The organism is Sphingomonas sp. 320_CC, from assembly GCF_059691795.1.
Genome location: NZ_JCAWAE010000003.1, coordinates 291318 through 305969 on the forward strand (window position 1 = coordinate 291318; position 14652 = coordinate 305969).

Annotated in this window: 8 protein-coding genes; 2 read left to right on the top strand and 6 right to left on the bottom strand. The window is 67.5% G+C overall.

What is annotated here, in order from left to right; genetic code table 11:
- Positions 1-5: 5 nt before the first annotated feature.
- From AC59GX_RS12885 to AC59GX_RS12905, 5 genes are all read right to left on the bottom strand, one after another.
- A complete protein-coding gene (locus AC59GX_RS12885; protein WP_426281520.1) occupies positions 6-2264 on the bottom strand; it encodes a glycosyltransferase family 4 protein in 2259 nt (752 codons plus the stop codon).
- Positions 2261-3361, bottom strand: coding sequence for a zinc-dependent alcohol dehydrogenase (locus AC59GX_RS12890; protein WP_497301831.1), 1101 nt, complete (start codon positions 3359-3361; stop codon positions 2261-2263). Before AC59GX_RS12890 ends, AC59GX_RS12885 begins: the two co-directional genes overlap by 4 nt.
- Positions 3354-5426 (bottom strand): glycosyltransferase, encoded by a 2073-nt coding sequence (locus tag AC59GX_RS12895; protein WP_426281517.1) that lies wholly within the window; start codon positions 5424-5426, stop codon positions 3354-3356. The genes AC59GX_RS12890 and AC59GX_RS12895 overlap by 8 nt, the downstream gene beginning before the upstream one ends.
- Entirely contained in the window at positions 5423-7621 is a 2199-nt protein-coding gene (glf, locus tag AC59GX_RS12900; protein ID WP_497302052.1) for a UDP-galactopyranose mutase, read from the bottom strand. Before glf ends, AC59GX_RS12895 begins: the two co-directional genes overlap by 4 nt.
- A gap of 198 nt (positions 7622-7819) precedes the next feature.
- Positions 7820-8989 carry a glycosyltransferase family 4 protein gene (locus AC59GX_RS12905; RefSeq protein WP_426281516.1) on the bottom strand — a complete coding sequence of 390 codons (1170 nt, stop codon included), beginning with the start codon at positions 8987-8989 and terminating at the stop codon, positions 7820-7822.
- A 230-nt stretch (positions 8990-9219) separates the two neighbouring features.
- On the opposite strand from AC59GX_RS12905, the gene AC59GX_RS12910 reads away from it, so the two are divergent.
- Together AC59GX_RS12910 and AC59GX_RS12915 are read left to right on the top strand one after the other, a co-directional pair.
- Positions 9220-12111 (top strand): DUF2339 domain-containing protein, encoded by a 2892-nt coding sequence (locus tag AC59GX_RS12910; RefSeq protein ID WP_497301833.1) that lies wholly within the window; start codon positions 9220-9222, stop codon positions 12109-12111.
- Positions 12108-13457 (top strand): DUF3999 family protein, encoded by a 1350-nt coding sequence (locus AC59GX_RS12915; RefSeq protein WP_426281514.1) that lies wholly within the window; start codon positions 12108-12110, stop codon positions 13455-13457. Before AC59GX_RS12910 ends, AC59GX_RS12915 begins: the two co-directional genes overlap by 4 nt.
- A gap of 69 nt (positions 13458-13526) precedes the next feature.
- On the opposite strand, the gene AC59GX_RS12920 is transcribed toward AC59GX_RS12915, so the two are convergent.
- Complete coding sequence (locus AC59GX_RS12920) at positions 13527-14369, bottom strand: alpha/beta fold hydrolase (RefSeq protein WP_426281512.1); 843 nt, start codon at positions 14367-14369, stop codon at positions 13527-13529.
- Positions 14370-14652: the final 283 nt, after the last annotated feature.

Here is a 14652-nt window from a genome sequence, read left to right on the forward strand (position 1 = left end):
CCAAGTTAACGCAGGATATCGCGCCCCTGCGCCTGCCGGATCACGTCGGCCAGCGCGGCGTTCGGTACGCGGTCGGCGAGGTCCGGCGAGCAAGCGAGCAAACCGTTGGGGCAGTAGCGATCGTCGTCCCAGCCGGGGTGGTCCAGGATCGGGTAGAGGCACACGCCCTCGACCGGCACGCCGAGCGACTGGGCGATCTTCACCTCGCGCAGGATCATGCGGATCCAGGCGGGACGGGCGCTGCCTTCGATGCCGGTTTCGGCGATGAAGATCGGGCGGCCATAGCGGGCGTAGGCGTCGGCGAGGATCGTGTGGAGCGGGCGGCTGAGGGGGTGGTCGTAGGCTAGCGGGGGGCCGCCGTGGATCCACTGGTTGTTGTGGTAGAAATTGACGCCGACGATATCGAGCAACGCCGGTCGGCCGCCGATCTGCGGCCAGGCTTTGCCCACGATCATGTCCCAGGCCTGGTATTGCGCGAGGCGGTGGCCTTCGGCGGCGGGGGCGTCGTGCGGGCGGGCGGGGTCGGTGATGACGTTGATGACCGGGTCGGCGTGGACGAACCTTGCGGCGGGGTCGACCGCAAGGATCGCCTCCATCGCCGCAATCGACGCGCGGGCGAGTTGGACCTTGAGTTCGTAGCCGCGGCCTCGGGCGAACGGGTTGAGATAGGCTGCGTCGCCGCCGCCCCAGGCGAAGAACGAGATCTCGTTGACGGGGGCGTAGAAACGGGTTTCGCCGGGTGCGGCCGGGCCGATATGGCGCGCGGCGGCGGCGGCGAAGGCCGCGAACCGTGTGACGAAGGCGGGCGTCCAGATGTCGATGTCGTCGGGCCAGCCGTAATGGAGCAGGTCCCAGATGACTTCGGTGCCGATCGCTTTGGCAGCTTCCAGCTGGCGGTCGAGACTGGACCAGTCGTAGCGGCCGGGTTCGCGTTCGATCAGATGCCAGCGCAGGCCGTCGCGGACCGTCAGGATGCCGAGCTTGGCGAGTTCGCTGTAATCATGCGCGGCAAGGGTGTCGTGATGGCTGGCGGCGATGACGTCGACGCGCTTGCGGTCATGCGCGCGGCGGTGCGTGGAGGATTCGAAGCCGCCTTGCAGGAAGCTGCGGAAAAGTCCGGTCGGACGAGGTAAAGGTGACCGGTCGGACAGGACTTCGGCGAATAGGGATTCCCAGCGGGGGACGACCGCGGCGACAACGTACTCGCTGTCGACCTTAGCGCGGAGGGCGATGCCGAGGCGGGTTCGGAGTGCCGGGTCTTCGATGAGTTTCGTGATGGCGGTAGCGACCGCGGACGGGTCTTCGTGGGGCACGAACAGGCCGCTGATCCCGTCGACGATCTGTTGTTCGGAGCCGTTGTCTCGGGTCGCTATGACGGGGAGGCGTGCGGCGCCGGCTTCGGCGATGACGTGCGGCATGCCTTCACCGCGGGAGAGCCAGACGAAGATGTCGAGCGCGGCGAGCAGGTCGGGCACGTCGTCGCGGTCGCCGAGGAAGGTCAGGGCGGTGTCGAGGCCGAGGACGTGCGCGCGGTTGCGGAGGGCGACGGCGTATTCGGGAATGAAGGCGTCCGGTCCGCCGATCACGACGAAACGCGCGCGGGGGTGGCGGGCGTGGATGAGCGCGGCGGCTTCGATGAAGTCTTCGACGCGCTTCTTCGGGTCGAGCCGGCCTAGCCAGCCGATCAGCGGTATGTCGTCGGCGATGCCGAGTGCCGCGCGGACGGGGACTCGCCGGGTGGGATCGAAGGCGCGCGTGTCGACCATCGACGGGATCTCGATCGCGTGGTGTTCGCGGCCGGGCATGCGGCTGGCGGCGGCGTCGCGGATCGAGGCGCAGACGCCGACATAGCGTGCGGTGAAATGCTTGGGGCCGGCGAGCGCTTCGGAGACGAGGCCGCCATGCTCGATCAATGGCGGGCGGAGGTGCATGCGTTCGAGCGCGGGATAGATGTCCGCGACGTTCTGGCATGAGACGACGACGTCGTAAGCAGGCAGCTTGCTGGCGAGGTAGGCGACGGTCTCGTCGAAACCTAGCGCATAAGGGGTGCGGTCGACGGGGACGCCGATCGCTTCCAGTTGCGCGTGAGTCTGCTCGGGCATGCCGTCTTTTCGGAAGCAGGCGACGACCTCGATCCGGTAGCGGGTCGGGTCGAGCGCCTGGGCGAGCAGACGCACTTCCGTCTCCTCGCCGCCGACGACGAGCCAGGCGAAGACGAACAGGATGCGGATCGGGCGGGCGTCGGCAGTGAGTGCGGTGCTCAATCGCCGACCTTGAAGACGATCTGGAGGAATTCGGGTCGCTCGCCGACCAGCTTTGCGATGAACTTGGGGGCTTCGTCATAGGGCACGACGTGCGTGATGAGTTGCGCGCGGATCTCGGGGCCGCGGGCGAGAAGGAGCTTCACCGTCTCATTCGCGAGGCGGCGACGGTCCCATTGGAAGCCTAGCCCGCGGGGGACGCGGTTGATCTGGGCGCAGCGGAGGTTGAGGCCGTTGTGGTGGAATTCCTCGCCGAGCCGGAGCCGGTCGGCGCCGCCCTGGTAGAAGGCGAGATCGATTACCGTGCCTTGTGGTCTCAGCGCGCGCATCGCGGCGTGCAGGCTGGCGGCGTCGGCGCGGGTCTGGAACACGACGTCCGCGCCGCGATCGTCGCCGCCGTGGAGCCAGCGTGCCTTGGCGTACGCCCAGGCCTGGTCCTCGGTCATCGCGGTGATACCGAGGCATTCGGCGCGCAGGCGGCGGAAGGGGGAGGGGTCTGCGATCACGACTTCGCTTGCCCCGGCAGCTTGTGCGAACAGGGCGGTCAGCATGCCGACTATGCCTGCGCCGATCACCAAAGCGGGACGGCCGCGGATGCCGTCGCCGAGGTTGACGACGTTGGGGCCGAGCAGTTCGACGTCTGCGTGAAGAATGCCGTTGGCGGCGATCGGACCCATCTGCCCGATATAAATGCCGAGGATCGGATCGAGCTCGGGTGGGAGCTTGGTCAGCAGGTCGTTGAACGGGTCCGCGGTGTGGCCGGTCTTGTGGCCGAAAACGGTGCCGACGACGTCGCCGTTGGCGAAATCGCCGACCCGGCTGTCGCTGACGCGCGCGCATTCCATGTAGCCGAGGAACGGCACCGGATAGTGCGCGCTCGGTTCGCCGGGGACGAACACGCCGCGGCCAGCATCCCAGCGGGAGTGGAGATACGGATTGCTGTTCTTGACGAAGGTGAGTTCGGTGCCGGCGGAGAACCCGGTGTAGAGCAGGTCGAGGCGGACTTGGCCGTCGCCTGGGGGTGCTTCGTCATAGCCGAAGAAATAGGCCTGGCCGGGACGTTCGACGCCGAGCGAACGGACGTGGCGCCACTCAGACATGCGCGACCTCCCGTTCGCGGACGTCGATCGCGCGGCCTTCGACGGCGGAGCGTTCGATCGCCAGCGCCAGGCGGAGCGTTTCGAGCGCGGCGGGGTAGGGGCAGCGGATGCGGTTTTCGCCCCCGCGGACCGCGTCGATGAAGTCGCGATCCTCGAGCACGACCGGATCGCTGCCGGTGCCGCGGACCGGGCGGCCGCGGCCGATGTCGATCATCACGTCGCGGTCGGTGAGTTCGATCGCGAGGCCTTCGCCGAACAGATGCAGGCCGACGCGGTGGTTCCAGTTGAGCAGGCAGGTCGAGGCGAAATTGGCGATCGCGCCGCTGGCGAAGGTGAGCATCGCGGTGCTGGTGGTCGCGACGTCGAGGCCGGGGAAGGCGGCGCGGTCGATGTGGCCCGACTGGCCGTAGACGCGGACGACGTCGCCGACGAGATAGCGCGCGAGATCGACGAGATGCGTCGTCTGTTCGAGCATCTGGCCGCCCGATGCGTCCTTCTTCCACCACCAGCGCGGGGGCGGCGTGGAGTCGAGCCAATAGCCGGATAGCAGGCGTGCGGGGGTCGCTGAGAGCAGCGCCTTCACCTCGTCCACGGTGTCGAGATAGCGCCAGTGGTAGCCGACCGCTGTGACGAGGCCGAGCCGGTCGACTGCCGCTGCGACATCCTCCGCGGTGCCGAGATCGAGCGCGACGGGCTTCTCGACGAAGAACGGCAGCGTGTGCTCGATCGCGAGGCGCTCGGGTTCGCCGTGCGCGAACGGGGGCACGCAGATGTAGAGCGCGTCGAGTTCGACCGCGGCCAGCATCGCGGCGGCATCGTTGAACGCCCGCGCGCCGAAGCGGGCGGCGGCGTCGGTCGCGCGCGCCATGTCGACGTCGGCGACCGCGACGATCGCGACGTCGTCGAACTGCTCCAGCACGCCGAAATGGCGATTGGCGATCCCGCCTGCGCCGATGAACCCGATCCGTGTCCGCTCCACGCCGTCTCCCTTTGGTTGTCTATCTGTCTGGTCTTGCACGGCGGCGTAGACCGCGCGCGTGTCGGCGATCATGCGATCGGCCGAGAATAGGTCCTGCTGGCGTTCGATCGCGGCGCTGGCCATCGTTTTCAGGCTGTCGCGGTCAGCGAGCAGCGTGACGACGGCATCGGCGAAACTGGCCGGGTCTGCGGCGGTGAGGCGACCGGTGACGCCGTCCTCGATCGCTTCGGCATTGCCGGGTGCGACGGTGGCAACGACGGGGAGGCCGGCGGCCATCGCTTCGAGCGCGACCAGCGGCAGGCCTTCGAACGCGGAGGGGAGGACGAGCAGGTCGGCGAGCGTCATGAGGTCGGCGACGTCGCTGCGGGCGCCGAGCATGCGGACGGTGCCGGCCAAGCCCTTCGCGGCGATGGCGCGTGCGGTCTGGGTGAGGAGGGGACCTTCGCCTGCTAGCAGCACGATCACGTCCGGGTGCGCGGCGCGGATCGCGGGCAGCGCGTCGAGCAAGAGAGCGTGGCCTTTTTGCTTGGCGAAGCGTGCGACCATCAGGAGGACGGGGGCATTGCCGACGCCCCATTCGCTGCGGAGGGCTTCGCGAGAGCGCGAGGGTTTGTGCGCGCCGACGCCGTTGTGGATCGTCGCGACCAGTGCCGGATCGACGCCGGCTGCGCGGTGGCTGTCGCCGACTGCGTCCGAGACGCAGATCAGGCGCGCGAGTGCGGCCGAGGTTTCGCGGTGCTCGTCGCGCTGCGCGAAGTCGGTCAGGAGGTAGGGGAGGTGTTCCGTGCGGATCACGGGGACGCCGGCAGCGTGCGCGGCGCGGACTGCGGGGTGGCCTTCCCATCCTATGCCGGCGTGGACGTGGACGATGTCGGGCGCGGCGCGGTCGAGCCAGCGCGCGAGGTTTGCATCGTCGTCGAGCGCTTTCACCGCATAACCCCTGGCGGCTGCGTGTTCGAGCAGGCCGGTGCCGGGGCGCGCGGCGACGACGATCTCGTCTCCGCCCAGTCCTTCGGCGAGCGTCATCATGTGTGCGCCGACGCCGGACGGGGCGAGGCTGTCGGTCAACAGGCAGATGCGGGTCATTCGGCGGCCATAACGGGGGTCTCGAGAACGGCCGACTTTGCGACCATGCGGCGATACGTCGCGAGCGCCTGCCCGACGACTTGGTCCATATTGTAGTAGCGATACGTCGCGAGCCGACCGACGAAGGTCACGCCTTCCTCCGCGTCGGCGAGTGCCTCGTAGCGTTTGAACAGCGCGTGATTTTCGGGGCGCGGGATCGGGTAATACGGGTCGCCCTCCGCGCTGGGGAATTCGTAGCTGATGCTGGTTTTCGCGTGCAGTTGGCCGGTCAGGTGCTTGTACTCGGTGATGCGCGTCTGGAGCACGGCTTCGTCGGGATAGTTGACGACCGCGACCGGCTGGAACTGCGCGACGTCGTGCGTCTCGTGGCGGAACTGGAGGCTGCGATAGGGGAGCTTGCCGAAGCGGAAGTCGAAATATTCGTCGATCGGGCCGGTGAAGACGATGTGGTCGACGTCGATGCGGTCGATCACGTCGCGATATTCGACGCCAAGATCGAGCGTGATGCCGGGGTGATCGAGCATCGCCTCGAACATCCGGGTATAACCGTTGGCGGGCATCGCCTGGAATTTATCGGTGAAATAGCGGTCGTCGGTCGAGGTGCGGGTCGGCACGCGCGCGGTGACGGCGCGATCGAGTTCGGACGGGTCGAGGCCCCATTGCTTCCGCGTGTAGCCGCGGAAGAACGTCTCGTAGAGATCGCGACCGACTGCGGCGACGACGACGTCTTCGGAGGTGCGGATGTCCTCGACCGATTCCGCGCGGCTGGCGAGGAAGGCGGCGGCTTCTGCGTCGTCCTTGAGCGACAGGCCGTAGAGTGCGTTGAGCGTCGTGCGGTTGATCGGCATCGGCACGAGCTTGTCGTCGACGCTGGCGAGGACGCGATGTTCGTACGGTCGCCAGTCGGTGAAGCGCGAGAGATAGTCGAACACGTCGTTGGAATTGGTGTGGAAGATGTGCGGGCCGTAGCGGTGGATCAGCACGCCCGCCGCGTCGTGTTCGTCATACGCGTTTCCGCCGATGTGCGGGCGGCGGTCGACGACGAGGACGCGCTGGCCGCTGTCGCTGGCCAGGCGTTCGGCGAGGACCGCGCCGGCGAACCCTGCGCCGACGATCAGCGTGTCGTAGCGTTCAAGCTTCGGGGCGGGAGTGTATTTTTTACCGTTTAAGATGCGGTCGATCTCGGTGGCCATGGCGGTTTGCGTGCGGTCCCAGGATTGCGTGGCGAGCAGGCGGTCGGCTTCGTCACGCCATGCGCCTTCGCGGGGGAGGGCGAGCGCGGCCTTGCACGCTGAGACGAACGCGGGCGCGTCGGCGGCGATCGAGACGGCCGCTGCGTCGCCGTAGTGGCGGATCACGTCGACGATCGGCGTCGAGACGACGGGCAGGCCGCCGGCGAGATATTCGGGGGTCTTGGTCGGGCTGATGAAGCGCGTCGCGGCGTTGATCGCGAACGGCATGAGCGCGACGTCCCAGCCGGAGAGATAGGCGGGGAGTTCGTTGTAGCCACGTCCGCCGAGCCAGTGGATATTGGCGCGGCGTGGCAGGTGCGCGGGGTCGATCTTCACGACCGGGCCGATCATCACGAACGACCAGTCGGGGCGCTGCGCGGCGACCGCGTCGAGCAATGCAAGGTCGATGCGTTCGTCGATGACGCCGAAGAAACCGAGCTTCGGACCGGGGATGTGGCTCTGGTCTTCGGGTTCGCTGTTGCCGGTCAGCGCTTGTGCAAAATGCGCCACGTCGACCGCCGAGGGGAAGGCGTGGACGTCGCAGTGACGGCCGCGCTTGGCTTCGTAGAGGCTGTAGCCGCCGGTAAAGACGAGGTCGGCGCGCGCGAGCAGCCTCCCTTCGCGGTCGAGCAACGCGGGGTCGGCGAAGCGGAACGCAGACAGTTCGTCCATGCAATCGTAGACGACCGCGGCGGCGTCGAGATGCTCGGCGAACGGGAGCATCATCGGCGTGTAGAACCATAGCAAAGGCTTGGCCCGAATGCTCGTCGCGACAAGCATATCGAGCAGTTGCCGCAAGCCCGCCTCGACCTGCTCGGCATTCCACCAATGCGGCAGCCGCGGGCGCAGTGCGATCACGTTGTCGGCGGGAAACGGGTGATGTTCGAGGAACGGCAGCGGATGGTCGCAGGGGATGTGTTCTTCCCAGACGAACACGCTCTGGGTTTGCGCGAACCGCTTCATCAGATGCTGCGGGCGCTGCGTGACGAAATCCCAGCGGAGATGCGAGAAGCAGATCAGCGGCGGCGGGGCGGCATCGTCGGACTTCGAGGGCGTGAGAATAGGTCCGATACCGTGCACGCTCTTCCAATCCGCAAATCCGCGGTTATCCGCGTTGTCGATAGAACCTAAGCCCACACCTCAAACCTGACTATGTAAATGTCATTGCTTTGCATCATGTATTTGCTGGATAATTGCCCTCAAACGCACGATGCTATGCTGCCACGTCCAACGTTCCAACACGGCCTGGCGGGGCCGATATTCTTCGTAGGTTTCGCGCATTGTAAGAATTGCATCGGCAAACCCGTTCGTCGAAGCCGTCATGCCGGTGTCGGGCCGAATGAACTGCAATCCGCAGCGTAATTCGGCGTTGGCGAGTACGGGCAGGCCGGCGAGCATGTATTCGGTGAGGATCGCCGGCGCGCCGTCGTCGATGCCGCAGACGACGCCGAACCTGGCGCGGTTCATCAGGCGGTTGACCTCGTCGATAGGCACGCCCGGCGGTCCGACGAATTCGATCGAGAGGTTCTGGTCGCGTGCGCGTTGGCGGAGTGCGTCGGCATCCTCGCCATAGCCGAAGACGCAAAGTGCACGCACGTCGCGCGGCAGTTGTGCGAGTGCGTTGAACAGGATGTCGTGGCGCTTATACGGTTGCGCGGCGGCGACGTAGATCAGGTCGACGTCCTTGGGTTTGCCGAGTGGACGGAACTGGTCGATCGCGGCGAATTCGGGACCGACCGGCAGGATCGCAGTGCGCATGCCGGGGTGGCGGGCCTCGACTTCGTCCGACTGCCACTGCGCGCCGGTGATGACGAGATCGAAATGTTCGCTGACTTCGGGCGGCACGCGCAACGAGGGCGCGTCGATCGAATTGTAGAGGATGATGCTGTTCGCACAGAGCGCGAGGAGTTCGGGCGCGACGCCGAGACCCAGCACGACGAGGATGTGCGGTGCGCCGAAGGTCCGCACGAAATCGATCATCTCGGTGGAGGCGAACGGTGCGTGGTCGTGGTCGAGGCGGAAGGCGCGGCGCGCGAGCACCGGGCTATCGCGGTGGAATGGCGGGTCCCCGTCGCCGCGCCAGTGATGCCAGATCTCGGCCTGCTCGACGATGCCGGCCGCGGCGAGCGCGAGGGGAAGGCGTTCGAGATACCCGCCGGCGACGGGCTCGCGGTGGTCGGCGGCACCCGTCCAGGGTTGGCTCGCGGGATCGAGCGCGCGCCATGCCGATCCGTCGCGAGGAGGCGTTGCGGCGGAGGGATCCGCGGGAGGCCAGCCGTCGACCCAGTCGCTGATGACGACGACCGATCGTCGTTCGCTCAACGCCACCATGCACGCATTCCCTGCATCGGTATCTCCCCTGGTCTTGCACCCTTTCGTTGCAGGGCAGGCACTTAACGGGCGAAATCGAGAAACGGGATCATGCAGCTTAAATTTAGTCGGCGCGCGTATTCGCAATCACGCTCGACCGGCGGGGGGGCTTGCGCCATGTTAGTGCAAAGACGTCCATGAGTAGGTGGGGCGATGACTAGGCGAGGGCAGCGCGGACGATGCTAATCTGGATGGCGATAGTCGGTGCTTTGCTCGGCTGGGTGCTCGGAAGCTTTTCAGAAACCGCTTTATTCTTGGGCGGGGCGGTTGGCTTGTGCATCGGCTGGGCGTTGCGGCGGGCGATGCGGATCGAGATCGTGCGCGAGACGGCGGTACTGAGCGCCGAGGTCGCCTTGTTGCGGGCCCACGTCAACGAACTGATGGACGCGCCGCGCTATCGCACGGACGGTGTCGCCGATGTGCCCGAGGTCCGCACTACGCCGCGATCGATCGAGCCGTTGGTCGCCGAGCCGTCGACCGCGACGGTCGCGCCGGAGGTCGTATCGCAACGTGAAGCACTAACCGACTTCGATACCGCGGCGGGAAGCCGGTGGGGTTCGCCGCCTTCGGGCGACCGCGTTGCGTCTGTACCTGCGCCCGCCGAACCACGCGAGCCGGGCTGGTTGGCGAGCGGCGTTGCGGCCGCGCGCGGCTGGCTGTTCGGCGGCAACACTATCGTCCGGCTCGGTCTCGTCATCCTGTTCGTTGGACTGTCGTTCCTTGCCAGCTATGCGGCGGCGGCGGGGCTGTTTCCGATCGAGTTCCGTCTCGCGGTGGTCGGCCTGTTCGGCATCGCGTTGCTCGGCATCGGCTTCCGGACGCGAACCAAGCGTCCGGATTTCGCGCTGGCGTTGCAAGGCGGCGGCGTCGCGATCATCTATCTGACGTTGTTCGGGGCGGCGCGCTTCTACGATCTCGTACCGCTGTCGGCGGCGTTCGTGCTGATGATCGCAGTCTGCGCGCTCGGCTGTGCGCTGGCGCTGTTGCAGCGTTCGCAGGCGCTGGCGGTGACGGCGTTCGCAGGCGGGTTCGCGGTGCCGTTGCTGCTGGGCGGGGAGGGCGGCAATGCGCTCGGCCTGTTCGGGTACGGGACGATCCTGAACCTCGCGATCCTGTTCATCGCGCGGGCGCGGACATGGCGCGTGCTGAACCTGGTCGGGTTCTTCGCGACGTTCGGGATTGCGAGCCTGTGGGGCGCGACCGCGTATCGGCCCGAACATTTCCTGATCGCACAGATATTCCTCATCGTCTCGGTGCTGATCTACGTGGTGACCGCCGTGCTTTATACGCGGGCGACGCCCGGCAAGTTCGGCAACGCGGTCGATACGACGCTGTTGTTCGGGCCGGCGCTGGCCGGGTTCGGGCTAGAGGTCGCGCTGATCGGCGACCGGCCGTTCGGCAGCGCGTTTGCGGCATTGGGCTTTGCGGCGCTGTATCTGGGTGTCTCGCTGGTGGCGCGGCGCCGGCAAGATCAGGGGCTGCGCGTGATGAACGAGGCGATGCTGGCGATCGGCATCGGCTTCGTCACGATGGCGATCCCGCTTGCGCTGGGCGCGCGCTGGACCTCGGCGGCGTGGGCGCTGGAAGGCGCGGGCGCGTTCTGGGTCGGGATGCGGCAGGCACGCTGGATGCCGCGGCTGTTCGGGCTGGCGCTGCAGGTCGTCGCGACCTTGCTGTATCTCGGCACGCTCGACGACAACGTTGCGGCGCTGCCGTTCGCCAATCCGGCGTTCGTCGGTGCGATCCTGGTGGCACTCGGCTGGTTAGCGACGGCATGGTTCGCGAAGGAGACGATCGTGCCCGGCGAGACGCGACTTGCGCGGGCCTATGCACGGGGCGAGGCGGTGATCGCGACGCCTGCGTTCCTCACCGGGTTTGCGGCGTGGTGGATCGGCTGGCTGATGGAGGCGACGCGGCTTTATCCGGCGGTCGAGCGATCGCTGTCGCCGGTGTCGGTGTTCTCCACGAACGTGCAGATCCTGTTGGCGATGCTGGCGTATCTGGTCAGCGCAGCGGCGTTCCAGACGATCGCTCGGCGTCGCGACTGGCCGGTCGCGGCGTGGCCGGCGCGCGTGAGTGTGGGCGCATTGTGGATCGGCTTCGTCGCGCAGGCCGATCGGGGCGGGACCGTGCTGTCGTCGCCCGGCTGTTTCCTGTGGATCGTCGCGCTCGCGGTGCATGGCTGGATGCTGTTCCGCAGCGACCGTGACGACGTCGCGACACCGGGTACGCGGGCGGTGGCGTCGGCAAGCCATGTCGCGGGCGTCTGGCTGGCGGTGGTCCTGATCGCCGACATGCTGTGGTACGGGATCGATCGCGCGGCACTGTGGTCGACGGCGTGGAACGAAGTGACGTTCCTGGCGGGCGGGGTGGTGGTGCTTGCGGGCCTGACGCTGTGGGCGGGACCGGCGTTGCGCGGCGTCCGGGCCGCGACGCGGTGGCCGCTCGATCGCCATGCGGTGGACTATGCCTGGACGGCGGCGGTGCCGATCGCGCTGGGTATCTTCAGTGGCGCCGCGGCAATCGCGCTGTTTTCGTCGGGCGATACCGCGCCGTTGCCGTTCGTGCCGCTGCTCAATCCGGTCGACGTGATGGTCGCGCTGGCGGCGGGCGTGCTGTTGCAGTGGCGGCGGGCAGTGCTGGCTGCAGATGCGGTGCCGGCGGGCGCGGCGCTGTTGGCGAGCAAGCGCATCTGGCTGCCAATCGCCGCGCTTGGTTTCGCCGCGGCGAACGGTGCGTGGTTGCGGACGGCGCATCATCTGGCGGGCGTGGAATGGGAGGCGGATACGCTGCTCGGCAATGCACTGGTCGAGACCGGGATCGCGATCCTGTGGACGGTGATCGCGCTGACGCTGATGGTCGTCGCGCATCGGCGTGCAACGCGCAGCCTTTGGCTGGCCGGGGCGAGCCTGTTGGGGGCGACCGTCGTCAAGCTGCTGGTCGTCGACCTGTACGCGACCGGCGGCGGCGCGCGGATCATCGCCTTCATCGCGGTCGGGATGCTGATGCTGCTGGTCGGGTATCTGGCGCCGCTGCCACCCAAGGTCGCGTCGGATGATACGAAGCGCGGGGCGGTGGCATGAGCGGGGTTCGGTGGCGGTTGGGCGCACTGGTCGGCGCGGTACTGTTGATCGCTGCGGCGCCGGCGGGATCGGATGGCGAGCCGGACGGCTATGCGCTTCGCTTGCCGCTGTCGGTGGAGGCAGGTGCGAAAGTCCAGCGACTAGCGTTGCCGGCCGCGGTGCTGGCAGGATTGCAGACCCGCGACGGGCATGATTTGCGCGTGTTCGATGCGAAGGGGCGGGCGATGCCGATCGCCCGTGCAGGCGCGTCCGCGGTGGTCGGCCATGTGTCGCTCGATCCGATGCCCATCCTGGGGGCGCCCGATGCGCTGAAGGTGTCGGGCGTGTCGTTGAGGCTCGATGGGCGCGGTGCGGCGCAGGTCGCCGAAGTGCGCGGCGAGCCGGTTGCGGCTGGCGGCGCGCCCGTGCTGCTCGGCGTGCTGCTCGATGCGCGGCGGGTGTCGGGCGCGGTCGAGCGGGTTGCGGTTGCCGCGGACTTGCCGGTGGGCCAGCCGGTGACGTTGACGGTCGAGGCCAGTGGCGACCTGCGCGAGTGGCGGCGGTTGGGCAAGGCGACGGTCTATCGGCGCGCGGGCGAGGCGGTGCGGTCGTCGATCGTCGCGTTGGACGGTGCCACCGTGGCGCGGGAGTATCTGCGGATCACGTGGAGCGCGGGGTCGCGGTTGCTGGCGCCGGTCGCGATCCGTGGCGCCGTGCTCGATGTGCGGCCGGACGGTGCGGCGGCGTCGGAAACGGTCGAGGCTCAGGCGCCCGCGCCGACGTCCGGGCTTGCGCGCATCGTCGATTTCGCGGTGCCGTTCGCGACACCGATGGCGAGCTTGCGGGTGATACCGGTCGAAGGCGATGGCGTCGTACCGGTTCGGATATTGGGGCGGGACGACCGCGAGCAGCCCTGGGCTCTGCTGGGGCAAGGCGTCGCGCGCAGCGATGGCGGGCGCGACATCGCGCTGTCCGGCGACGCACCGCGTGCGATCCGGATCGAGGCCGATGCTCGCAGCGCGGGGTTCACCGTCGCGCCGCGCTTGCGGATCGGTTTTGCGGACCGTGGCGTGATCTTCCTCGCCAGCGGCACCGCGCCGTTCACGCTGGCGGCCGGGCGCGCTGCGGCGAAGGACGTGTTCCTGTCGCCCGCCGATCTTGCCGATGGGCAGGGCAGGCCGGGCGAAGCGCGGCTGGTGTCGGTGCCGGCCGCGACGGTGACACTGTCGGCGCTCGGCGATGCGGGGGCGCCGACGCGGAATATCGTGCTGTGGGCGGTTCTGCTTGCGGCGACGGCAGTGCTGGCCGGGGTGGCGTGGATGCTGTGGCGGCAACAGGCGACGCAAGCGCCGCGCGATCCGAGCTGACGGTCAGGGTCCAAGGTATCGGCCCGCAGCGGGATTCAGATTATGCTGCGGGCCGATCGTGGCGGGTGTTCAGCTTTTCACGAACGCCAGCAGATCGGGGTTGAGAACCTCGGCGTGCGTCGTCAGCATGCCGTGCGGAAAGCCCTTGTAGATCTTCAGCGTGGCGTTCTTGAGCAGTTTCGCCTGCACGAGCGAGGCGTCTTCATAGGGGACGATCTGGTCGTCATCGCCTTGCAGCACCAGCATCGGCACGGTGATCGCCTCCAGATCCGCGGTCTGGTCGGTCTCCGAAAACGCCTTGATGCCGTCGTAATGTGCGAGCGCGCTGCCCATCATGCCCTGGCGCCACCAATTCCGGATGACGCCGTCCGAGACGACGGCGTTCGGACGGTTGAAGCCGTAGAACGGCCCCGATGCGACATCGAGGAAGAACTGCGCGCGGTTCTCGGCGAGGGCCTTGCGGAACCCGTCGAACACCGCGATCGGCGTGCCGCCGGGATTGGCGTCGGTCTTGAGCATCAGCGGCGGGACCGCGCTGACGAGGACGGCCTTGGCGACGCGGCCCTGCGGCTGGCCGAACTGCGCGACATAGCGCGCGACTTCGCCGCCGCCAGTCGAGTGGCCGATATGCACTGCGTTGGTCAGGTCGAGATGCTCGGCGACGGCGGAGGCGTCGGCGGCATAATGGTCCATGTCGTTGCCGGTTTCGGCCTGTGACGAGCGGCCATGCCCGCGGCGATCATGCGCGACGACGCGGTAGCCCTCGGCGAGGAAGAACAGCATCTGCGTGTCCCAGTCGTCCGACGACAAGGGCCAGCCGTGGTGGAACACGATCGGCTGCGCGTCCTTCGGTCCCCAATCCTTGTAGAAGATGTCGACGCCGTCTTCGGTCTTGATGAAGCCGCTGCTCATTTCGGTATCTCCGTCTTGTCATGGAAGTGCAAGGAAGCGTGCGATCCAGGGTCAAGCCTCTCCGAACACAGGTTTTCCTGATCTGCCGCGCGTCGATCGCGTCTGGAGAATGGCAAACAGAAACCGCGTTCGCGCATGACTGCCATGCCGTCGTGTGATGTAAAAGCCTGGATCGGACTGGGATAGATCGGTCGATCGGATATAGGAAAAGCATCGGCACGGCGGAAACCGGGCCGGTTTCTTGCAAGATACTGAATTCACATTTCTTATTGTGGCCAAGCTC

Excerpts from the sequence above, each read along its gene's own strand:
- AC59GX_RS12920 (WP_426281512.1), bottom strand. The coding sequence starts at position 14,369 with ATGAGCAGCGGCTTCATCAAGACCGAAGACGGCGTCGACATCTTCTAC.
- AC59GX_RS12915 (WP_426281514.1), top strand. The coding sequence starts at position 12,108 with ATGAGCGGGGTTCGGTGGCGGTTGGGCGCACTGGTCGGCGCGGTACTG.
- AC59GX_RS12905 (WP_426281516.1), bottom strand. The coding sequence starts at position 8,989 with ATGGTGGCGTTGAGCGAACGACGATCGGTCGTCGTCATCAGCGACTGG.
- AC59GX_RS12910 (WP_497301833.1), top strand. The coding sequence starts at position 9,220 with ATGGCGATAGTCGGTGCTTTGCTCGGCTGGGTGCTCGGAAGCTTTTCA.
- AC59GX_RS12890 (WP_497301831.1), bottom strand. The coding sequence starts at position 3,361 with ATGTCTGAGTGGCGCCACGTCCGTTCGCTCGGCGTCGAACGTCCCGGC.
- glf (WP_497302052.1), bottom strand. The coding sequence starts at position 7,621 with ATGAAGCGGTTCGCGCAAACCCAGAGCGTGTTCGTCTGGGAAGAACAC.
- AC59GX_RS12895 (WP_426281517.1), bottom strand. The coding sequence starts at position 5,426 with ATGACCCGCATCTGCCTGTTGACCGACAGCCTCGCCCCGTCCGGCGTC.